Raw genomic sequence first — 25,012 nt, 5'->3', positions numbered from 1 at the left:
GAGAAACGACTTTCCAGTCTCCAATGGTCCGTGTAGTACTATCGAGAATCACTTTGCTGAAAAGTGTCTTTTTCTGCCGGTCATTTCTCTATCGGAAGAAAAAACGACGAAGGAAGGAATGTGTCACACACGAAATCCGAATAACCGGAATAGCTTGGTGTAAAAGAAAAGAGGGAATCTTAAGATTCCCTCTTTTCACATTTTCTCTTCTATTAGCTGCCGTCAGAGAGCCGGATCGGGAGCTTCGCCACTGTCGCTGCCACCGGAAGGAGGAGTTACTCCACCGCCTTCATCAGGATCGGGAGCTTCACCTTCACCAGGCGTTATCGTTCCGTTGCCTCCGGAAGGCTTTGAGGGAGCCGTAATACCTTTACGACGATTATAAGCAGCTTTTGTTTCGGCTATGACTTGGTTGAGAGCAGTAAGAAACGCTGAAGCTTCCGTTATGGAGGGAGTCAGTATATTGACAGCGGTTATGTGCATCACCAAGTCATCGTAGAGTGAATCAAGCTGCGCACGCACAGTCTTTGAGTCCGCAACCGATTCTGCTGTACGAGTAACGGAACGGGCGTCTGTCAGTGCCGAATAGTTTTTATTGGCGGTTTCGAGTGCCGTTAATATGGCATCCAAATTGAGTGCCGTAACGGCGGTTTTCACGGCTTCCTTGCGGAAATCAAGCAGTAGTCCGCTGATGGCTGCCGTTTCCTCCATATTGCGCATGCGTGCCAGTCCGGTATAAGGGCGCACCGTGATTTCCAAGGTATTATATGCATCTCGTTGCGCTGCCAACGGTGAGTTTTTGGCCGCACGGACAGTAGCCAACAAATAACTGACATACGAATCGCGTTCGGCATCCAGTTTCAGTAAATCCTTTGTTTCGGCGTTGGCCGTGGAACGGTTCACCAGGTCTTCCATTTGTACCAACTTCGGCTTGATGCTGTTCACGATGTTTGTTACTGTCAGTTTGGAAATACTTCCTGCGGTGAGGAGTGTCAGCACACGATTCATGAAATTGGTGTACTCAGTGTTGTTCAGTTGTGACAGTGTGATACCGTCTGCTTTTTGATAACTTCCCATAATTTTTTCTTTCGGGATTCATACTTGTTCTATCTATCTCTGAAAAATTCGAAGTCCGGACAAGCCCGCGAAATGGTTGCTGTAAATTCGCGGACGTTTTGCATACCTGTGAAAGCATTTTTTAAAATTTGCAGGCGTTTTTCAAGCTTGCAAAAGCGATTTAAAAAGTTTTCCGGCATTTTACAAGCTTGGGAAAGCGTTTCTGGAAGTTTGCAGGCATTCAGCAGGCTTGGGGAAGCGTTTTGAGAAGTTTGCGAAGGCAAAGATAACTAAAATCAGCTGATTTAACGAACAAAAATTCACCAATTCCTGCCGTCTTCTCAAAGAAAAGAGGGAGGAACCGGTGAATTTCTATGGTTTTCGATGCCGAAGCATCCTGTGATTCATCTCCGATGTAATTATCCCTGCACCGAAATGCAGGGTTCTTATCGAAGGAAGTTGAGTTTTTTATTCAGCCAGCGGGTCAAAAGTACCGTTTGCGCCACCGTTGTTGTAATCTCCCCAGCCGATGGTTTGCAGCAATGTACTATTATTACCCTGGATACCTTGATGGAAACCAAGGATATAATACCTTGGAAGGAACGCGATATACAATGGAGAATGGCTATCATCATAAGAATCGCCTTTCTTTGTCTTACGGGTCAAATAATTTGAATAAAATTCTTTCAGCCTATCCTGTTCGCTGGCAAGATCCTTTCTCAAATCCATTGCAGCCGGACGGGTAATTCCAGCTTTTACTAACGGATCGTCGTCAACATTTGTTCCACCAATGCCACCGTTTACAGTTGTACGGAATTCAAGATTCTCGCGACGTTGTCCGTTGAGTGGCTTAAAACCAAGATATGTACATGTGTTTCCACCCCAGCCAGTCAGTTTCCAAGTAGCAGGCGCACCTTCAGGAAGTTCTATGCCGCCATCAAACAACATCCAGCGACGCATATCATCGAAACGTTTTCCTTCGTATGCCAATTCAATTTGACGTTCATACATGATAGCTGCCATACATTTAGCTTGGTCACCGTCCAAACCTGCTTCCAATCCATAATTATTTTCAGCTTTATAACCAACACGAGCACGGATTTTTTGTAATTGATCAACGGCAACTCCCATCTCACCCGCATTACATGCTGCTTCTGCATAATTAAGTAATACTTCCGCATATCTAATCTCCATATACGGCGCGGCAGAACGTGTGAATCCCCCGGACTTTTCATCATAGACATAACGGGCAATAGCATTCACATCTCTGTCATCAGAGCGTTTACGTACATAAAAACCTTTTACATCATTAAGGAGACCATCAGCGCCATAGGTCACACTGCTATTGGCTTCAATATCATCTACATAAGCTGCATCCGTATACCAGGTATAGTTCCAAAGTTCATAATCAGGACCATTGTGCGGGTATCGGTTCCCTTGTGTCGTAGGATTACCGACAAACGACCAACGAATTCCCGGGAAAGCGAATGTACGATAGAAGCGCGGATCACGATCGACGAAAGGAAATTCGCGATAATAAGGTATATCTGATTTAGTTAACGTATTGTATGTTTCACAAGTTGCAGGTATCTTGCCGTCAGACATAGGAAACATATCTACCAACATGGCGGAAGGTGTTTTGCCACCTCCTCCTCTAGCATTGTACGGCCGGATGCCATTTTCCCATGTATTATTCTTACGATAATCAGGAACTCCTTCCGTCAGCGTGTTGTGTAGCGTTACAAATACAGCTTCTTGACTCGGCACTTCAGTAAAAAGATTAGCCCAACCGGAAGCGTTCACACCGGGATTACTTTCATTAGCCAAGCCATATCCGGCAGCTGTCAGCACGTCAATAGATCTTTTTATATCATTGTAAGCCTGTGTCCAACGAGACAAATCATTGGAGCGATTAAATAACGGACTGGCATATAGTACACGTACTCGACCCAACAAAGCCACTGCTGTACCGGAAGTAACACGACCGTAATTATCACCAGACATCCATTGTCCGGCTCCCGTAAAAGGTGCTAACAATGTTTCAGCTCTCTCCAAATCGTCACAAATAAATTTGAAACAATCCTTTGCGGAAGAACGGGGAACAACAGAACTTTCAACAGGTTCCTGTACTTCCGTAATGATGGGCACACCACCATACCATTTCACCAAATTATAATAGCACCATGCACGAAAGAAGTAAACCTGCCCTAACAACTCATTCTTTTCTTCCTGCGAAAGCGTGCTTCCTTCAATGCCTGCAATGACATCATTAATATTACGAATACGTCCATAAGCGGAAGTTATAGGATCACCTTTCGTTCCTTCAAAGTAATCAGGTACAGGATTATTTCCGGTTTGATAAGTCAACGGCTTGAGTGGATCGACAAAAGCACTGAATCCACTATATTCTTCAGTCGACTTAGATTGGTCGTCTGCTAAACCGGTACTGTTATACATTGAACTGGGAGTAGCCTTAGGATCTGGCAGACATACTCTATAAACATCTGCTACACGTCCCAGTGCACCACTCCAATAATTATAAGCATCGGCAGTAGTGCTGTCAAAGTTCTGCTTGTCTTGCATGAACTGGTCGCTACAAGAAGTAAACGCAGTCATCGCCCAAAAAGCTACGCTGATACGGAATATATTTTTTCTTTTCATTTTACTGTTCTTTTAGAATGTTAAATTAACACCAATCGTGAATTTACGCAGGGTAGGATAATTCCCATAAGTAGTCATCGGATCAATAAAATTATCCGGATAAGGATTATAGAAACTTAATAGATTCTGTCCTGTAATGTTAAAACGGCAACTTTCGATACCTATCATTTTTGTATATTTTGACGGTATACGGTAAGCTAATGTAACGCGATTCAGTTTGACACGTGTTCCGCTTACTCTCCAGAAAGAAGAAGTTACTGCATTCACGCTGCCCCATCTCAAGTTCGGATATTTTCCATTGCGATTGGCTTTCACCACTACATTACCTGCTGCATCTACTACGTCGTTATACACAAACATATTGTCTGTAGTCCAGAACGAAGGCATATTTGCATATTCCAAATCATTATACTTATTAGCCGATGTTCCTTGGTTTCCTAAAGAAATTGCATCATCAGGCAAGAAACTATAACCACCCCAGCTCGCATTAAACTGAGCTGTCAAAGAAAGCCCCTTCCATTCTGCGTTCAGGTTCATTGTCATGCTGTAAGGATTGCTTCGATTAGATAACCGTACTTGGTCATCTTCAGAGCTAACCACACCATCCGGTCCGGCGTATGTACCATCATCTTGTCTGGCTCCACGCACGTCTTTATAAATCAACATACCCGGTTTTACATCTTCTTTAACGTTACCCATATAGGAAGTAATATTGTACTTGGCAAAATACTCGTCAATATCCTGATAGCTGCGGAACATACCGATACACTGCATACCCCAGATGCCTTGATCCAAACGATCACCCTTCTTATAGCTCTTATAAGTAGGCTTCTGATCCCAGTCTCTTACCAAAATCTCATTATCACTATACCCGGTGTTCAACTGAATTTTATACTTAAAATCCTTACCTATCTTGTCTCTCCATGTAGCAGACAGTTCGACACCATAAGTATTCAATTCTCCATAATTCACTTTCGCAGAATTAGCTCCCACTGTAGATGGAACAGAGGCATTATAACTAAGCAACATCTCACGGTTCCATTCATAGTAAGCGTCAATATTGAATGATAAACGATTATCGAGAACATTGAAATCAAGCCCCAAATTACCTTTATAAGATTTATCCCAATGAGCATCCCGATTGATTGCTGCATTGTTTTTATTCATTGTGAGGTGACTACCGGCATTGGCCTCTGTACTAGTGCCAAATACTGGCCCTTTATCCTTATCTGTTCCGTAAGTCTGCAACCATTGCCATGCTGTTGTATTATCACGACCGGTCAAACCAAAAGATGCACGCAACTTTAAGTAATCAATCCATGTAACGTTCTTAGTAAACCATTCTTCTTGTGAAACCACCCAACCAGCAGATACTGACGGGAAAAATCCCCAATAATTTTCAGGAGCAAACTTGGTGGAAGAATCCGAACGAAGCAGGAACTCCAGTAAATATTTGTTATCATAAGAATAATTCAAACGACCGATATAAGATAAATTACCCGACTCAAAACGAGTGAATTCTGTACTAGGAGTACTATTCCAGTCTACCGAATTAGATTGTCCTGTCGTAAATTCGTATGGGTTAGTAACCATACCGTACAAATATTCTGTTTCTGATTCAGACTTTTCAATGGAGAATAAACCTCCTACAGAATGTAGTCCGAAATCCCTATTATATGCTGCAGTAAAGTTCATCTGATAGTTATCCGAACGAGTCATGGAACGAGACAAATATCCAGTAATATCACTTGTACTGGAGTTAACCACCGGTTTTCCACTATTTGCCAAATAAAAACTAGTATTTTCAAATGCACTGTTATCCGCTCCTTCAATTGGAGTATACAAATGTTCTCCACTACCAGAACGAGTCTCCAAATAATAAAGATTATAAGAAGTACCATAATCATTTGTCTTATTCGTATTGACACTCTTCGAATAAGTAAACTTCAATTTCAGTCCTTTCAACCATTTATTCCATCCGAAATCGTATTCCAACCCGGCATTAATATTCATGTTTGATGTCATGTTTCGTTTATAGTCGCCATTATTCTGAAGTACATTGAAATTGTAATTCTGAATATTACTTACCGATGAATTAGTAGGACCGTAAGCAGCTACCGCATATTCACCCACATATTCGGGAATATAATAAGGATGTGTCAACAGCGTATTGTAATCTTTCTCTGCAGACGAACCTCCGACCTGATTCAGAGGAGTATTTTTCTTTCCATAATCACCGGAGACCTGTACATTCGCTTTTATCCACTTGCTGATTTTCACATCTACACCAGCACGGTAATTCCAACGATTGTAATCCAGCTTACCTAAGTTACCATCCTGATCAAAATAAGAAATTCCGGCAAAATAACTGGCTTTTTCAGTAGCACCGCTCAGGTTTACACTATGCTGCTGCGTCAATGCGGATTCCCAATATTTATCCAGTAAATCATAGTGCAAACTTTTCATGGCATTCAACTCATCCTGCTGAAAAATAGCTCTTAACGGATCAATACTTGTCTCCGTCGGGTCAGCCATACGTACTGCATTCCATAACTTGCCATACTCATACGCATTCAACATCTTAGGACGAGATACTTCATCTGTAATACCAAATGTTCCATTATATGAAATTTTAGGCGCACCTAACTTTCCCTTTTTTGTGGTTACCAGAATAACACCATTTGCTGCACGAGCACCGTAAACTGCTGCAGAAGCATCCTTCAAGATAGAAATACTTTCCACAACTGATGGATCTAAGTTGTTAAACGCTTCCGCACCCAAATTAGTATAAGTACTTCCCACTTTTACTTCCGTAGGATAAATGTAACCATCAATAACATACAATGGCTGCAGGTTGGTACCTCCCATTTCTTCCAACTCACCATTCTGACGAATAGTAATCGTAGCGTTTTGTCCCGGACGAGTATCACCTCCGTTTACAGAGATACCATTTGCCAAACCGCTCAATGTACTGGCCAAACTTCCACTTGAAATATCCTGAATATCATCAACGGGAACAGTGGCGATAGCACCAGTCAAATGCGCTTTCTTCTGCGTACCATAACCCACAACTACAACTTCATCCAATTGCTGCGTATCTTCCTTCAAGATGATCTTTGTCAATTTGAATGGAGCAGAAAAACGTTGTGGTACATATCCTATATAAGAGATTTCCACTTCCTTACCATCAGGAACATTCAACATGAAATTTCCATCCAAATCCGTTATTGTTCCCACTGTTGTTCCCACGACCTTTATGGCAGCTCCAATAATAGGTTGCTCGGTCTCATCCAGCACAACTCCTTTGAATGTTTTAGTATTCTGTGCTATTGTCGGCAAAGCCATCACAAAAGCAAGAAGCAGGCTGATACTGATTCTATATATATTCTTATGTTTCATCTTTATCGTATTCTAGATTTATTATCTTTTTAATTTAACCAACGCGGGTCGCCACTACCATGAGCGAATACTTCGGGAGCACTCGGCGTAAAATCACCGTTTGCAGCATCAGCGAATCCCGGATCCACGCCATAAGCAGAATTGCTCTTATCACCATCCGCACGATTGGATGTCTCATCCAGTGGCAATGCGCCATTGTACCAATAACAGTTATTTTCAAAAGTTGCAGCTACCTTTGTACCCTGCATTCTTATACGACGATTGAAATTTCCCGAAAATGAATCAATAAACAAATTGTTCTTTGAAATCACCTCGTTATGTGTCTGCGACCAGCCATTGCCATTAAAACTCTGTCCGGAATAGGAGAGATTATAGAATGTATTGCTTATAAATGTCATCGATCCTCTTGACCAACCATCATAACTGGTTGTTTGTCCACCTCCATAACGTAAAAAACGAGAACCGTTTTGGTTATGACTATAAATCGTAGAATTACTAACTTCGAAGTCTTTCACAATAGAACTGCCAGAGTTAAAGTTTATCAGATCGGCAGCTTGATAGCAATCTATTACACAATTTCTGATTGCAAAATTTTGGATACCATACTTCTTTCCATTAATGTGAACTAAGTATTTTCTAACAGCCTTGATATTGCAAGATTGGATAACCATAGGATTAGTTACTTTTCCATGATCGGTTCTCTTTGTATCCAATATCTCTTCCGGAACATCACCAAACTTTAAAAAAGCCCCATCTGTCACTACATCACAATCAAAGTTGATAAACTTCAAAGCTAATCCTCCACCACAAGTAATAATCGAAGCCGGAGCCGTGAATTTCACATTCGCATTCCCTCGTGTTTTATTTCCGCGTAACTGTACATTATTTACGCCAAAGTTCAAATCTCCTGAAATATAATACGTCCCTCCTGCTTCCAGTTCGAAAGCAACTTCTGTATCTTTTCCAGTAGTCACCGGATGTTCTGCAAAATATGTGGTCAAATCTGTACCATTAGGAACAAGCGTTGCGGCAACAAGTGTAGACCAACTGATTTCAGTGGCGGAAGCGGAAGCTGTATTATTCAACTTTTCATTCCCCAATGCTGCAATCTCAACCTTATAGTTCGTATCTTCTACCCAAGGACATACCACAGCTGTCCCGTCTACAATGCTGTCCTTCACTACAGCTACAGGATGGTCGGGGTCATCTACAATATACATAGAAAATTTGTAACCACCTGCACCCATAACAACCGACCAAGTAACTTTTACATTATTTTCAGTTGTAGCCAGTTTTTCAAAAGCCACATCCGATGCTTTCGGCGAATCCAATTGCGTATTCGTCACGCCACCGGAGAAAGTTTCTTCATCAAAACCATCTCCCGCACAAGAGCCCATAAATAAGATCATCGATAAACAAGCTATGCTCCCGACGACTTTCGTTTTAATCTTCATCTTACTCTTCATAGATTAAATTTTAATTTAAACAAAAATAATATATTATATCTTCAAAATCTAAAAGTTCTTTTAAGGAAAGACGTACAATCAAAAAATATGTAATCACTTAAAAGAATAAAAAAATAGATTTTGCTTTTTTTTCTCTCTATCATATTAACTATATCATAATCTCCTCCTATCTTTACTGAAACACCTTTTTCAAATACTTAATATTCGTACCATAATTCTTTTTCACGTTCCGTACGTCATCCTTGTCACGCGAACGTTCTATCACCAGCCATCCACTCCATCCCATCTTATCCAGTGTCTTTTTCACCTTATTCATATCTAATCGTTCATTATAAGGTAAAGTCACTCCATCAGTATCCGTACAGTGAATCTGGCAAATCCTCTTTTTCCCCAGAATCTTCAGCTCCTTGCACAAATCCCTTCCATTCTCCAATGCATTTTGAAATTTAAAATAGATCTTGATTCCCGAAGAATTAATTTCTTTCAGCAGTTTCACATCTCCTTTAGCATCCAGTTGAGTTTCAATGCCGATAACTACTCCTTCAGAAGCAGCCATATCTCCCACCTCCTTCAAACGTTTTACAACTTCTGTTCGAAGTGCTGAATTCTTTTCCCATCCAGTTTCGATTCCCCCCAAAGGAAGAAAAGCTACTTTAGTATTCATTACTCTCATTGCATGAAGGCAGTCTTGAACCAACTCTTTATAATTAGCACGTTCCAGAAAAGACTGTCCGTAGAAACCGGACATAGCAATAGAAGAAACCTCTAATTGATATTTTTGAGCAGTTTCACGAAATAGCTGCTGAAAATGAGGTTCCCGCAATTTATTATCAAACATTTCTCTCTTGCCAAGGCCACCCATATCTAGTTCGACGCCGTCACCATTCAATTCGTGTACCAATTGAAATGAACCGATTTTCTGACGCTTCAGAATCATCCAGTCACATACAGCTATTTTATAACGTTGTTCCTTTTGCTGCGATCCGGCAATCGCTAATAGAGGGAAACACTCTGCAAGTATTAATATCCAAAGGATATGTTTGAATAAATTTCTTCTTGTTTTCATCTTATTGCCTACAATTTACATAGTAGACGTATGAAAGAGATTTTTGTAATCACCTATAAAACAGAGAATAACTATAAATGTGGCAGAGTATAGTCTAATGAAAATAAGATAATGACGGTATCCGGGAGAAATAGTGACGCTATTTTAGCCGGATACCGTCACTATCCCGAGCATATAGTGTCGCTATTTTCCGAGAAGTAACAATAAAAGTAAATGTAAAAAAATGGGCTGCCGGACCATAAGAAGTCCGACAGCCCTGTCAACCCAAAAACGATACCTATGAAACACTGTGTGTTATTTCAATTCAAATTTTAAATATTTGCCGTGAACAAGTTCATCATGTGTAATATGATATTTATTAAACTTTTGACCATTCAACAGTACCTTATCAATATATAAAGTTCCTGGTTGAGTGCGATTAGTTTCAATTATTAGCTCTTTCTCTTTATACCATTTCGGATCTAACCGAATCGTTACCTTATTAAAAACCGGAGTCGTCAATGTATATTCGGGTAGTCCGGGACAATCAGGATAAAAACCAATCATATTGAAAATAGCCCAGGAAGACATCGTTCCCGTATCATCGTTTCCTGGAATACCATCAGGTTTGGTAGTAAAGTACTTGTCTATTAAACGTTGCGTCTCTTTCTGTGTGCGCCATTCTTCACCTTTAAAATATGAGAATAAATGGGCATAAGCAATATCCGGTTCATTTGCCGGGTCATAAAGCCCTTCGTCAAAAACCATTTGTAGCTTATCAATAAAAGGTTTCTTCCCACCCATTAGTTTTGCCAAGCCATATACATCATGTGGCACATAGAATGTATAATTCCAGGAATTACCTTCATGGAAACCGGGATTCGGTTCAAAGTTTTCTCCTTGTCTCGGATTAAACGGACTGTAAAAAGTTCCATCCGGAAGAATCGGACGGAAAGTACCAAATTCTTTGCTATAATAATGTTTGTATCCCAGAGAACGCTTGTAGAATATCTCTGCATCTTTCTTTTTACCCAAAGCCTCTGCAAAGCGAGATAACGCAAAATCAGCAATATAATATTCCAATGCATGAGATACGGAATTGTCATACTGTTCGCGAAGAGGCACATATCCCTTGGACATATAATCATCATTATCAGGACGCATCAAGTTTTCCGCTCCGGGTAATGTAGCAGATTTATACATTGCTTCATAAGCCAAATCAACATCAAAATCACGCAAACCTTTCATCCAGGTATCTACAATTACCGGAATACTCGGATCACCTTCCATTGTCAATGTTTCCCTGCCATATAATTCCCATTTAGGCAACCATCCATGTTCGCGATACATATCGAGCATTGTACGTACCATTTCCATCTGACGTTCCGGATAAACCAAAGTCAACAATTGATGAACATTGCGGTAAGTATCCCAAAGAGAAAAGACAGTATAGCGATCTCCTTTTGTTGTCAAAATCTTATCACTTTCCATTGCCAGATATTCTCCGTTTACATCCTGCAAAATATTAGGATGAATCAGCAAATGGTAAAGTGCTGTGTAAAATACAGTTTTTTGAGCATCCGTACCACCTTCTACAGTTATGCGTGACAAGTCATCATTCCATTTGGAGCGTGCTTCAGCATGAATCTGCTCGAAATTCTTTCCAGCCTGTTCACGATCCAGATTCAACCGGGCATTTTCTATACTTACAAAAGAAACTCCCATTTGTACTTCTACCTGCTCACCTTCTTCTGTGTCGAAGGAGAAATAAGTACCGATGTCATCTCCTGCTATTTCTTTTCCGTAGCGAGTATAAAGTTTATACTTTCCCTGGTCCGGATCCCATTCAGCCTCAACACCCGTCATCGCACGTTGTTTCTTCCAATACCCTGTTGCAGAAGGGCTCTTTTTAACCCGTAATACAAAGTAAATAGGAAACACAGCTTGAGGGTTATAACAGAATGTACCAAGCAATTTGACTCCTTCCACCTCACAATCGCTTACACGACGAAGCATGGCACCGCTCTCATTCGTTAATCCTTCACCTAAATTCAACAATATATGACTTTTTCCTTTTGGAAAAGTAAAACGGGCAATACCGGTACGAGGAGTAGCCGAGACTTCTGTTTTTACGTTGTATTTAGTCAGATAATTAGAATAATAACCCGGTGAAGCCTGTTCATCCTTATACTTACTACCATATTCCTTATAATCCACATTCAGTTCTCCGGTAGTAGGCATCAGCAATAAAGAACCTAATTCCGGACAACCGACTCCACTCAAATTTACATGAGCATATCCGGTAAAGAAACAGTTTGTATATTCATAAGGCGTAGACCACCACCGTGCGTCTTTATCATAGGTATTTTCAGAAGATCCCATCACATTGAAAGGAACCACAGACATCATACCATTTGGACAAATCGCTCCGGGATTGGTAGTCCCGAAATTAGTAGTTCCGATAAAAGGATCTACATAATCTATCAAAAGACCTTTATCCGTATTTTTTAGGGGAGGGCTCCCCCCTTCCCCCGCATAGGCGGAAAGAAGGGAAAAAGCAAGTGTGTAAGTTAATATAATACGTTTCATATCTTTATTAAATGATACTCGTTCGTTTCGTAAAATCGATAATCTCTTTTATATATCCGAAGGCCATACCTACCACAGTATCTGCCGCACCATAATAAACAGCAACACGTTCACCATCTTGCAAAGCAGCACAGGGGAATACTACATTAGGAACGTCACCCTGAAGTTCGTAAGGAGCAGCCGGACCTATCAGATATTCACGTGTACGGTAAAGAACTTTTTCCGGATGATCTTTATCCAATATGGCAGCTCCCATAGCGTAACGGAAACCATTACAAGTAGTGATTACACCGTGATAGAACAGCAACCAGCCTTCATCTGTAAGGAAAGGAACTGAACCTGCACCAATCTTTGTACACTGCCAAGCGCTTTCCGGGAAAGGAGTCACTTTCATTACACAACGGTGTTCACCCCAATATTTCATATCCGGGCTATAGCTGATGTATATATCGCCAAACGGAGTATGTCCATTATCACTGGGACGACTCAACATCGCATACTTGCCATCGATCTTCTGCGGGAAAAGTACACCATTACGATTGAAAGGCAAGAAAGCATTTTCGCACTGGAAAAACTCCTTAAAGTCAAAAGTATAGGCAATACCAATCGTAGGGCCATGATAGCCATTACACCAAGTCACCCAATAGCGGTCTTCAATCCATGTAACACGAGGGTCGTATTTATATTCCGACTCAATCATTTCCGTGTTACCTGCTTTAAACTGAATAGGTTCATGATTGATATCCCAATGAATTCCGTCCTTACTAAAACCTGCAAAGATATTCATCTGTACAGCTTTGTTATCACAACGGAATACGCCTGCAAAACCATCCTCAAAAGGAACAACAGCACTATTGAAAATACTATTAGATGAAGGAATATGATAACGTCCGATAACTGGATTTTGTGAGTAACGCCACATAACGTCCGTACATCCGACAGGACGATCTTCCCAAGGAATTTGAATTTTATTCATAATCGTTGATTTTATATTATTTATTTTTTGAGTCATCATACGTGAAAGGTATGAAATAAGTAATCAGAAAAGCTGGAATAGTTGCGATTAACACATAGATAAAGAAATTACGATATCCTAATAAGTCACTAAGATAACCACTAACCATTCCCGGAAGCATCACTCCCAGATTCATGATTCCTGAAGCAAATGCGTAATGTGACATTTGATGTTTGCCTGGAGCAATCTGTTGCATCATAAACAACGTCAATCCGACAAAACCAAAGCCATAACCAAAATATTCCATTGTTATACAAGTTCCGATCAGATATACATTAGTAGGCTGTGCAACTGCCAAAAAAGTATAGGCAACAAACGGAAGATTAAAAATACAACAGAGAGTGAACAGTGTCTTTTTCAATCCGAACTTAGAGACATAAATACCTGCTAACAATGAGCCTAAAACGAAAGCAGCGGAACCAAAGATACCATTTAGCGTGCCGATCTCTGTTAACGACAGTCCTAAGCCGCCTACATCCCTTGAAGCACGTAAAAACAGCGGAGCTATTTTCATGATAAAGCCTTCTGCCAAACGATATAAAATAATAAAACAGATGTAATAAAGAATATGCTTTTTAGTAAAGAAGTTAGCAATTACTGCTACCAATTCGTGTCCAACCTCCGATGCAGTTTTCTTTGTTGTTGACGGAACCTGTGTAGAAGGTAACATTTTTATATGATAAATACCGATCAGTACCATTATTGCCGCAATTACGCCGAAAATAATCATCCATGCAGATGAATACGCTCCTTTGTTAGCATCTATCGAAGCACCTTCTATTGCTCCGAAGTGCTCTGCCAATGCTCCTGCCATAGCAACTAATCCTCCATTAGCAACCAATTTGGCTACATTATAAAAAGCCCCTTGAACTCCGATATATTTTGCCTGATCTTCCTTGTTCAATTCAGCCATATATACACCATCACAAGCAATATCGTGCGTTGCTCCACTAAAGGCAATCACTGCCATCGTAGAGATACTTATAGCGAAAAAGTAATCGAAAAACAAAGAAAAGGCTACTACTCCAAACAATACACCACTCAATAATTCTGTAATCAATACGAAGAATTTTTTCGTCCGATACATTTCAAGAAAAGGACTCCACAAAAATTTCAGTGTCCAAGGCATCATAATCAGAGAAGTCCAGAATGCAATTTGCGTATCCGAAATTCCAAGATCCTTAAACATGAAAACAGAAACCAGATTAATAGCAATAAAGGGAAGTCCCATTGCAAAATAAGCAGTAGGTACCCAGCAAGCCGGGTTAATAGTTTTTCGTTGAGAAACAGTTTTATTCTGTTGCATAAATCATAGTATATAGATGAAAAAAACATTTTTCTGACCCATCTATATATAATACAACTAAAGGGGGGAAACTACTAACGTCTCCCCCCTACTTTTTTTATTTTATTATCACTTCGTCTATAAAGAACCACGAAGGATGGCCTACACCATAATGCCAAGTCGGACATTCTTTCGTTCCAGTGACTTCTACTTTTACATAACGAGTTTTTATCGGTCCAGCTGATTCAGCCTTGACCCTGCGGAATTTTACCTCACCCGTACGTTCTTCCGGTAAATCAATCGTTTTCCAATGCGTATAATGTTCACCGTCATCAGCATATGAATAAACCACCTTTAGAGGAAAAAGAATCCAGGCCCCTATTTGATGAAGAAAATCTGTTTCCACACTATGTATCTCTTTCGCTTCGCCCAAATCTATAACGAATGCACCATCGGTTCCTTCCCAACCAATCCAGCTATCAACAAAGGTTGCTCCACCAAACAAACCGTCAACCAATGCGTCTTTTCCTAATGCCGCATATTTTCCCGAAGGAGGAATTAGATAAGTAACTTTTGCACCCAAAGCCAAACTTTTTTCTTTCTGTGGCATGTAACGTTCCCTATACAATTTGCAATAGTCTATCGGTGAATTGGAACGTTCATTCAATGTAGGAACTTGAAACTCTTTCACGCGTTCCTCAAAAAGGTCTAACTTTCTATTGATATCTACTAAGTCTTTTTCTGTCTCTGTTCGTGCAATCTCCAGTTCTGAATACTGAATTGGCAGACGTGCCCGTTGAACTCGTTTTAAGAAATCGGGTTCTGCTGCAACAGCCTTTTCAGCCAAATCAAATAAATGATTATAACGACGCATCAAAGCAGGCTTTAGCATGCCATATTTATGTGATACGGGTGAATCATATATCCACAACCTCTGTCCACTACCGATTAATGCGCCTTCCATTATCTTTATGTACTGATAAAGATATGGCGCTGCTTCCCCATAATATCCATGCAGAAAATGTTGCATCAATGAGTCTACATTAACTTCTGGATTCCACATTAACTTTGACACTAAATAAGCGCGAAGTTCTGCAAAATCTCCTCCCCTGCTCCCTGCTATTTGAGAGAAATGCATGGTGGCATGATTCTTTTTGAAAAGACGGATATTGTCCTGTAAAATATGGAAATTAGGAAATGGAGCCAGATAATTATCAAAGTTAATACCGTAATCCCACACGAAAATATTATTGGTAATCTTAGACCATCCTTCCATGGCTTTCACAAACTCTTTTCCCGAAGCATTCTCCGTCAAAGTTACTTCACGGTCACAGTCAATATCACATAGCATAATATTCACATTCGGCAAAGGTTTCACATGTTTCGGAGGATTCATAGTATATAGATAAGCCAATGTGGAAAATTCTTTATCCGGGAAACGGGCAGCCAACTTATTCAGAAAAGTGATTATGCTTCCTGATAATGCTCCTTCATAATCATCAATTGCCTTACAAGCATCACACGTACAATTTGTATAATTACCATCATTCTGACTTACAGACATGATATGCTTATCTGGATTTGCTTTGAAAATAGAATCAACACGTTGAGCTACAATCTCAAAAACCTCCGGATTACTCAAACACCACTGACTGGCCTTTCCCGGGTGGCGTTTTCCTTTGAAGTAAGAATAATATTCCGGATGTTCTTTCCCATAAATGAATGAAGGCAGAAGCTTATCAAAAGTATGCACCCAATAACCGGCAGCAAACACTTCATTCGGTTCCTCTAAACGATTCCACCACTTATAAATAGAGTCTGTATGGATAGCATAACATTGTGTCTGACGGTAACGAAAGCCCGGATTCTCGACTTTATTAATTAAGGGTAAGTTCACTGTTTTTGAAGGGGCAAGAGAATATTCATTCTCTCCCCAATAATCGATACCCAAATATTGCTCTAATAAAGTAACAACCCCATATACAACACCGTTTTCTTTACCAGATATTTTTAGAATACCGTCTTGAGTAGAAATAGAGAATCCGTCCTCTGTTACTTCCGCCGGAGATTGACCACCAATGAGAATATCTCCTTTTCGAGGAGTTTGACTTATAACAACAGGCAACTTACAACTGGTTACTTTTTGAATAAATGTTTGTAACAAATTTGCAGCTGTCCACGATATTTGATTATTCTCTTTCAAAATGATCCTAGAACTTGTATTCCCATTAGTTACTAACATTGTTTGAGAGAGAGACGGAAATGCCATACTAATTCCCATAAACCATAAACAGATCCGTAGAATAATAGATAATTTCATGTTTTTCTTGCTATTAAAAGTTATTATATAATAGTAATACAATCAATATGATACTATTAAACAATCAATCTTTTTCTTTTTTTATTTATTAACTTATATAATAAGTCCCACTTTATCCGAAAATACGAAAAAGTGGGACTTAAAAATTTTCAATAACCTATTAATTATTTCGCATATAGGTCAAATTCCGTAAGGCTGACCGTATTGGGACCTTGTTTCACATAATACTTTAAATAACGCGTTTCAACGGCTTTCGAAAACTTAATATATTGTGTGCCACTTCTTGAAATAGTTACAGCACCAATAGATTTCCATTTTGCTCCATCACTCGAAGTAAATACTTCTACTGCAGTCGGTGAATAACTACTAGCATAACACTTATTTCTTATTCCTGTTAATGTCTGCACCTTACCTATATCCACAGTTAACCAATATTCTGCTCCTCCATCACGAGCTACATCAGAATTTGTTCCATCAATTAGATTTTTAGCATCTCCACGAGTCGTCGGAGCAACTTTTACAGTCCAGCCAGAACGATCGGCAATCAAAGTACCTTCAGCCGGTTGCCCGGACTCTACATTGACATGAATATTTTGAATTTTCACATAAACTACTCCTCTGTTAGAGCTAAGTGCATCTAAGTTATTACCTTCTATAGAAGATATGGTAACTGGCAACAAATATCCCCCTTCTGTAGTCAACGATCCTACATTTAACAGCTCTATTTTTATAGAATCTCCAGATACACTTTCTCCATTTTCAATAGTAACAGTTTTATTGGTGAAAGAATAATTTTCAGCAGGTAATATGTTATATTCCGTATCATTAGCTTTATTGTAAGCACTTACTAGATTATCATCACTATCGGCTGTTATTTTCACATCTTTCGATAATCTCTCCGTGGCACATGCAACAAACCGATAATTAGGTTGTAACTCATTTACGACCACTGAATTATCTTTCAAAATCACTGACAACGATGCTTCATAAGAATCTACCGGAAAAACTTTCGTAGAAAGATAAAACTTAGAATTCACAGTAACTTCGTCATCATCGTCACAAGAGATGCACAGTGGTGATGCCATTAATGACATCACTACTGTTTTCCATATTATATTTTTCAATCTCATAATTACATCATTTGAATATTATATTATTTACCATCTGATCTAATGCCATCTACCCATCTGACAACTCCATTAGGCGCCGTGGCTTTATTTCCATGACCAGTTGCGTCTTTAAACTCGGTTCCTGCCCCTTCATTCAATTTCCAATAAGCCTCCAAGCCATCCGTACCCGGATTTATCGCAAACATATTATTCTGAATCTGCGACTGTGAAATAGCAGTAGTCCAAAAACGTACTTCGCTAACTATAGCATCTGTAACCATCCAATCACCATTGCATATACCAAAACTATTCTTAACAAGACGCAAAGGTTTTCTTGGAAGATCTAATGTTGCATCAATATTTCCATTTACATAAATAGTCAATTTCACTCCATCACAAACAAATGCTAAATGATACCATTGATTATTTTTAAACTTAGTAGCAGCATTTACTTGAGTACCTTGTGTTTTTATCTGCAAAATATTACCAGGAATCGGGCCATCACCAAAACGGATATAAATTTCACCATCTTCTGCGATACCATTACCTGGACCTGCAGAAAATATTGCTTGATTCTGATAGCTAGGAGGACCAGGATAACCAACTCCAGGAGTCACCCCATCCCCAAGTTCGCTCATATTAATACGCATTTCAAGTGACCATTGAGTGACTGTATAATCCTGACGCATTTCCATAGTAATTGGTTTTGTACCCGTCAACACTGGTGCAGAGGTTATAATAACCTGATCCATGATATAAATCATCACATCTGCACCTTCCAAAGTTTGTTGCCCACCTGATACAGCAGTAATAGCAACCGGTAGTGCAAATTTATCACCAGAATCAAGCATTTCCTTTGTCAACGGATCAATTGTTACTTTAACAGTAGGAGCCACTAATTCTCCTTTTTTTATAACCACTGTCTTTTGATCAAAAGAATATGAACCTTCTGGCATAGATTTATAGTTCGTACCACTTTTTGTATTATATACTTCCAACGATTTCGGACTTAGTCCCAAAGTAACTTCTATATCTTCTGTTGCAATTTGTCCCGACCGCGGAGTCACAGTGACAACACTACCCTCTTCGGCTACTGTTACCTTTTTGGACTCATAAGACAAACTACTGGATTCAGCTAAATAAATTCTACTGCCGATAGTATCATACTTTGCATCTTCACAACTTGCTATAATTGCACAAAGCAATATGGCAAAGGCGAACATTATTGTATTTTTATTTTTTACCAGATATCTCATAATTATTATATCTTTAAATTTATTATTTTACCGGTGGATTCATAATGCGGATAGCATTACGCAAATAAGGATAAGATTCTTCTGTACCATCAATTGTATATTCATACTCCATATGATAAGTTCCGACCCCTCCTTTTACACATTTTTTCCCGTTAATAATAGGTGTCCAACGTGCCATACCTTCTAATGACTTCATTTTATTTCCATATCGATCAGTGAAATCAGCCCCACCAGACAAAGCCCATTTTTCAAAGTTTTCAGTTACAATATATTTCTTTGCAACTTCTTCTGCAGTCAAATGCCCATCAAAGTTTCTTATTGTAGAGTTTAAACGGCTATCCAAATGGTCACGTCCAGTATTATCTCCAGGAGAATCATAAGCCTGCACTATAAAATAATTAAAATAAGCACCTGACTCCGATACAATACTCTGTGGTTCACCATCAATTACTAATAGCCTGTCTGTACCCGATTTCGGCCCGATTCTTTCTCCCAAGGTCTGGATGAACAACAACATATTCTCATCACTTCCGCTCATGTTACCTCGATGACCAAAATTAGGCTCGTAGTCAATATCAAAGCCATCATATCCATATTTATCAATACTATCACATATTGCATGGGCATATTTCTTTATAGCTTCTTCCTTATTTTCATTCCATCCCCAAAAATCCAGATAATTATCTTTGTATTCCTCGGGAGTCAATTGGTCACCGATATTTTGAACAATAAAACACATCAAAGCTTTAGTACCTTTTACATTTTGTACATAACGCAAATCTTTTGTTTTGCGCTTCTGTCAAATGTCTCCAGTTACCCCAAATAGAAACAAAATCTACACTATCAGGAAGTCCAGCTAAACATTTTTCTAAGGTAGCTCCATTTCCTGTCCAATTACCAAACCATCCAAAAGCAACCGGATGATCTGTTTTTTTATAAGCGCGAAGCTGGGCATAGTATTCTTCCGGAAGTGACGACTGCGTCATATCTTCCTGGAATTTTGGTTCCATGTCTGTCCAATCATCACACGCTGTATTCGCAACCGTTATGCCAAATAACAACATTATAAAATAGAATATCTTTCTCATACTATTTACATTAATATAGATTATACTATTATTCACTTATCCCTACGCTGCCACCAAACCTTAGTCTGATAATTATCAGCGCCACCCAATTTACTTACAGCAGCATTTACATTAGCAGCATTACGAATATATTCCGACGGTGGGAACGGAATACGATTAGCGGAAGGAAGATTGGTTACATTTCCATTCAATAACGGGAAAAAACGCGGATACCCAGTACGACGATACTCGCTCCATGCTTCTTGTCCCAAAGGCCACATTGCAATCCATTTTTGGGTTATTAATCTTTCCAGTTTTTCTTCCTCACCAGCATCATCTTTCCATTTGATGGTTATAGAACTAATAGCACTTTCATTCCCCTTATTCTCATTAGGATCTACATAATCAGCCTGAGTACTTGATTCATCATTCAGATATTGGTCAATGCCTTCCGATACTCCCCATTGTGCAAAAGAAAGTCTGATAGCTGATTCATACAAATCTTTCACTGTTTCTCCTTTTACATCCCATCCCAACATTGCTGCTTCAGCTTTATTAAAAGCTGTTTCAGCTGCACTCATCCATAAAGTACGATCCATCTCTCCAACATTTATTCTAGAGAAAGTCGGTCCGGTAATATCATTACCATAAGACAAGCCTGCACGCATCCCCACATAATCATCATCTCCTTTATCGCTCGTTTTCTTTTTAAAATATTTCGACATACGCGGATCGTTATACCCTTTCATATAGGACGTAATATCCGCAGAGACACATTGATCGGGCCATTGTACCAATACCGTATACAATTGATTTTTAGTACCTAAAGAAGTTGCGTTATCTTCATTGGAAGTAATTACCCCTATAGAATGGTTAATAGCTTCTTCCGCCATCTGTCTGGCATATTCACGATCTGCAAAACGAATACGAATGGCCATACGTAGTTTCAGTGAATTTGCAAATTTCACCCATTTCTCAAAGTCACCGTCATAAACTTTATCATACTTAGCCATCGTTCTGTTGTTTGGATTTTCGGTCACATAAACAGTCATTACATTAATAGCATCAGTCAGATCAGTAAACATTGCATGATATGCTTCCTCCATTGTATCGTAAGGAGCCGAAAGTTTATCACTTGAAATTTGGGAATAAGGAAGTGCCCCATACATATCAAGCATACGATGCATTGTCGCAATTCTCAAAATCTGTGCCCATGCAAAGTTAACTCCTGTTCCTTGGGTTACATTCTTTATTTTATTCCATGCCCCATACGTCAATACCATTACATTATCATCTGCAAACTGCCAGTTTAACCAGTTCTCGGGTGCGTTATATGTAGCAAAATTTGCCCCTTTAAACTTATCTGTTGCCATTACTTGATAACGCCCATAGCAGTCACCAATCAAGGATTCATTGGTATTATAAATGTTTTCAGTAGCTATGGGATATGCATAATCACATAAAGTCAAGAAGAAAGCATTGGCAGCAAATCCATCTCGTCCAAGTTCTTCTTCCGAAACTTTTCCCAGCGGATCATTCAAGCTATTATCCATGCATCCTTGTAACATTGGAGTTCCAACAAGCATACAGCCTGCAATAGAAATCTGCGTTATGAATTTATATATTTTCATTTGGTTATTCTTTTATCGTTAAAACTGTATTTTTACATTAAATCCCCAACTTCTCAAACTTGGTTGCATAAAGTAATCAACACCTTGATAATAAGTACCAGTAGAAGCGGTAGCTTCCGGATCAAATGGTGCTTTATTATAAATCATCCACAAGTTGTGACCTGTTATTGACAAACTAAGATTACATTTGTTATTAAACCATTTGGCTGGAAGTGAGTAGCCCACCGATAACTCTTGTAAACGAACATTAGTAGCACTATATACATAGTTAGACATCAATCCACTTATTCCACCCACTTCTGTATAATAAGTCTGGGGATCCACTTTTCCATTATTTACAGGAACACCTTCATTATCACGTGCTAAAGCTGTGACCTTAGATACTCCGAACTGATCCATTACAGCTTGTGTTGGTGAGATAACAATACCTCCAAAGCGGGCAGCAAGCATGAATCCCAAGCTAATGCCTTTATAAGAGAAGTCATTTCTAAAGCCTAAATTACTCTTAGGCAATACAGAGCCAATATGAATAAACTCATCCGAATTCTTTATATCCTCTTTTTTCACATTCTGGCTCGCTTTATCAATAAATACATTTCCTTCGTTATCACGTTTCAAACGATTAGTGACATACATGTCTCCCATGCTTCCTCCTTTACGAAGAATAACTTTAGCCGATCCAATGCCACCTTTATCTATCTCACTCAAACTATAGTGATTACCTTCATCATCCACTGCATCATCCAAGAGTTCTACAATCTTATTTTTATTAAAACTAAAAGTCAAATTGGAATTCCACGAGAAATCTCCCCATGATTTATTATACCCTAAAGAGAATTCCATACCTTTATTCTCAATATTACCAGACTGTGCATACATAGTCGCATATACAGCGGTTCCTGACAAAGGAACTTGGAATGTTTGTTTGCGAGTATTAGCCTTATACCAGGTAACTTCCAAACTTAAACTATTATTAAAGAATTTGGCATTCAAACCAGCTTCCCAAGAATTAGTACGTTCAGGATAAAGTTTAGGCAAAGGACGATAAGTTTGTAATTTCCACTGACTAGTCGCAGGGTCCCACTCATACGTTTTGTTGGAAGAAAGATTCTTAGGAATAGGAGCACCTACTGAAGCAAATGAGCCGCGTACTTTCAAATAAGTAATAGCTTTGGGTAATTTTACCATTTCGGAAATAACTCCTGAAAGCCCTATTGATGGATAAAAGAAAGATGATTGTTCTGTATTAATCAATGCTGAATCCCAATCATTACGTCCGGTTAAAGTCATATACAACATACTCTTCCAACCAATTTCCGCACTAGCAAAAATAGAGTTGGTGCGTTGTTTGTATCCACTTTCTATAGGATAAGTATCTTTATCCAAAGTTGTAGTCATATTATATAGACTAAAAACATTAGACATATCTTTCAAACCACCTTGGAATCCTCTTTCGTCATAATAAGTTTGAGTAAAACTACCGCCAATATTAGCACTTAAACTTAAGTCACCAAAGCGTTTATTAATATTAGCCATCACATCTGCATAAGCCTGTCTATCGTCAGCTTTATAGTACTTATAGAATCCATAAATAGAACTATTAGTAAAGTAAAGATCGGTAGAAGCATTTCTTTTATCTGAATAATCATTGGTTGCATTATCAATGCGAACGCGCCCTGTTACATCAAGCCAATCCAAAATTTCATATTTTAAACTAGCATTAGCCATGTAACGTTGTTTTTTCATGCCATGGTTCATCTCATTAGCCACCCAATATGGATTATTTTTCATACTGTATCCAGGATCACCCCATCCCCAGTTCTGTACATCTATCTTACGAGTTGTGTCATATGTTTTATACATCCTCACAGCTTCAAAGTTTTCGCCACGCGGGAACAGATATACGGCTGGTAGTGGATTGAAATATTCACCTTGTGCCATTAGATTAAGATCTTCTTGGATAATATAGCTAAAACCCACATCTAATGTCATTTTATCTTTCAGGAATTTTGTTGTATTTCTGAAGGTAAAATTGTAACGGTCATATTTGCTATTTTGAATGATACCAGTTGCATTAGTAGTACCTACAGACAGATAAGTTTGATTCTTTTCATTACCAACAGATAAAGAAACGTTATTCTGGATATTAGTACCAGTATTGAAAAAATCTTTTGGCTCATAAGTTCCGAAAAGAGAAGACGCTTTATCTCCCCATGAAGCAAAGGAACCTGCACGGTTTATATAAGAATTTTGGAATTCAGGCATTATAAAAGGATTGGAAAAAGTTGAATTATTAGAAATAATAATTCGTGCCTTACCTTCTTTTCCCTTCTTTGTAGTAATTAAAATTACACCAGATGCTGCATTAGAGCCATACAAGGCCGCAGCAGCAGGTCCACTTAATACAGACATGCTTTCAATATCTTCCGGATTGATATCAGATATGCCCTCTCCTCTCGGTTGGGCTGAATATTGTCCGTTAGTGTCACCTTTATTTGTATTGAAAATAGGAACACCATCAATTACATATAAAGCATTATTGTCTGAAGATATAGATTTGGTACCACGCATAACTACACGTGTAGCCCCTCCAACACCGGATGAAGATGCATTGATATTAACACCAGCCACCTTTCCAGCCAGTGAGTTCATAAAATTGGCACTTTTTACAGTTGTCAATTCATCACCTTTTACTTCTTGCACATTATAGCTTAATGCTTTAGTTGCGCGCTTAATACCTAATGCAGTAACGACTACTTCGTCCAACACCTGCGTATCTTCTCCTAAAGTAACCTTCAAGGGTTGTGCACTAGTAAGCGTGATTGCTTGGGAGGCATAACCGATATAGGATACTTCAAGTACATCACCTTTAGCTGCTTGTATTTTGAAATTTCCATCCATATCAGTGATAGTACCATTTGAAGTTCCTTTTACCAAAATACTAACTCCAATCAATGGTTCTCCTTTTGAATCAGTAACAGTACCACTTACAGTAATTGGTGTTTTTTTCTTGCTGGTCTTCTTTATTACTCTTCGCAGAAAGTACAATATGATTATCTACTATTGAAAAACTAGACATTTACTCCTCTGATAACTGATTCATTACATTATTC

General features: G+C 39.0%; 12 protein-coding genes and 2 pseudogenes. All 14 read right to left on the bottom strand.

From position 1 onward, the window contains the following. Positions 1-222: 222 nt before the first annotated feature. Complete coding sequence (locus tag HMPREF9010_RS19455) at positions 223-1,077, bottom strand: DUF6261 family protein (protein WP_004311799.1); 855 nt, start codon at positions 1,075-1,077, stop codon at positions 223-225. Positions 1,078-1,524: 447 nt separating this feature from the next. Continuing rightward, positions 1,525-3,717, bottom strand: coding sequence for a RagB/SusD family nutrient uptake outer membrane protein (locus HMPREF9010_RS19460; protein WP_008647377.1), 2,193 nt, complete (start codon positions 3,715-3,717; stop codon positions 1,525-1,527). 12 nt (positions 3,718-3,729) lie between these two features. Continuing rightward, positions 3,730-7,116 carry a SusC/RagA family TonB-linked outer membrane protein gene (locus HMPREF9010_RS19465; protein ID WP_008647376.1) on the bottom strand — a complete coding sequence of 1,129 codons (3,387 nt, stop codon included), beginning with the start codon at positions 7,114-7,116 and terminating at the stop codon, positions 3,730-3,732. 29 nt (positions 7,117-7,145) lie between these two features. After that, the gene (locus HMPREF9010_RS19470) at positions 7,146-8,582 is read right to left on the bottom strand and encodes a DUF4992 family lipoprotein (RefSeq protein ID WP_008647375.1); all 1,437 of its coding nucleotides are present in this window, start codon (positions 8,580-8,582) and stop codon (positions 7,146-7,148) included. 172 nt (positions 8,583-8,754) lie between these two features. Continuing rightward, a complete protein-coding gene (locus tag HMPREF9010_RS19475; protein ID WP_008647374.1) occupies positions 8,755-9,648 on the bottom strand; it encodes a sugar phosphate isomerase/epimerase family protein in 894 nt (297 codons plus the stop codon). 294 nt (positions 9,649-9,942) lie between these two features. Next, the gene (locus tag HMPREF9010_RS19480) at positions 9,943-12,216 is read right to left on the bottom strand and encodes a GH92 family glycosyl hydrolase (protein WP_008647373.1); all 2,274 of its coding nucleotides are present in this window, start codon (positions 12,214-12,216) and stop codon (positions 9,943-9,945) included. A 7-nt stretch (positions 12,217-12,223) separates the two neighbouring features. After that, positions 12,224-13,192, bottom strand: coding sequence for a 1,4-beta-mannosyl-N-acetylglucosamine phosphorylase (locus HMPREF9010_RS19485; protein ID WP_004318517.1), 969 nt, complete (start codon positions 13,190-13,192; stop codon positions 12,224-12,226). Between the two features lie 16 nt (positions 13,193-13,208). Next, positions 13,209-14,537: an MFS transporter gene (locus tag HMPREF9010_RS19490; RefSeq protein WP_008647371.1), complete on the bottom strand. Its 1,329-nt coding sequence runs from the start codon at positions 14,535-14,537 to the stop codon at positions 13,209-13,211. A 97-nt stretch (positions 14,538-14,634) separates the two neighbouring features. After that, a complete protein-coding gene (locus HMPREF9010_RS19495) occupies positions 14,635-16,836 on the bottom strand; it encodes a DUF4838 domain-containing protein (RefSeq protein ID WP_032852463.1) in 2,202 nt (733 codons plus the stop codon). 164 nt (positions 16,837-17,000) lie between these two features. Next, a complete protein-coding gene (locus HMPREF9010_RS19500) occupies positions 17,001-17,966 on the bottom strand; it encodes a BT_3987 domain-containing protein (protein ID WP_008647367.1) in 966 nt (321 codons plus the stop codon). Positions 17,967-17,989: 23 nt separating this feature from the next. Beyond that, positions 17,990-19,201, bottom strand: coding sequence for a DUF1735 and LamG domain-containing protein (locus HMPREF9010_RS19505; RefSeq protein WP_008640544.1), 1,212 nt, complete (start codon positions 19,199-19,201; stop codon positions 17,990-17,992). Between the two features lie 22 nt (positions 19,202-19,223). Beyond that, positions 19,224-20,289: pseudogene (locus HMPREF9010_RS19510) on the bottom strand (glycoside hydrolase family 18). Positions 20,290-20,321: 32 nt separating this feature from the next. Beyond that, the gene (locus tag HMPREF9010_RS19515) at positions 20,322-21,899 is read right to left on the bottom strand and encodes a SusD/RagB family nutrient-binding outer membrane lipoprotein (protein ID WP_008647366.1); all 1,578 of its coding nucleotides are present in this window, start codon (positions 21,897-21,899) and stop codon (positions 20,322-20,324) included. 18 nt (positions 21,900-21,917) lie between these two features. After that, positions 21,918-25,012, bottom strand: a pseudogene (locus HMPREF9010_RS19520) (SusC/RagA family TonB-linked outer membrane protein); the annotation flags it as partial.

The sequence above is a fragment of the Bacteroides sp. 3_1_23 genome, assembly GCF_000162555.1.
Classification (GTDB): domain Bacteria; phylum Bacteroidota; class Bacteroidia; order Bacteroidales; family Bacteroidaceae; genus Bacteroides; species Bacteroides ovatus.
The sequence above is the reverse complement of the archived record's forward strand: the minus strand, read 5'-3'. Positions and strand labels throughout refer to the sequence as shown.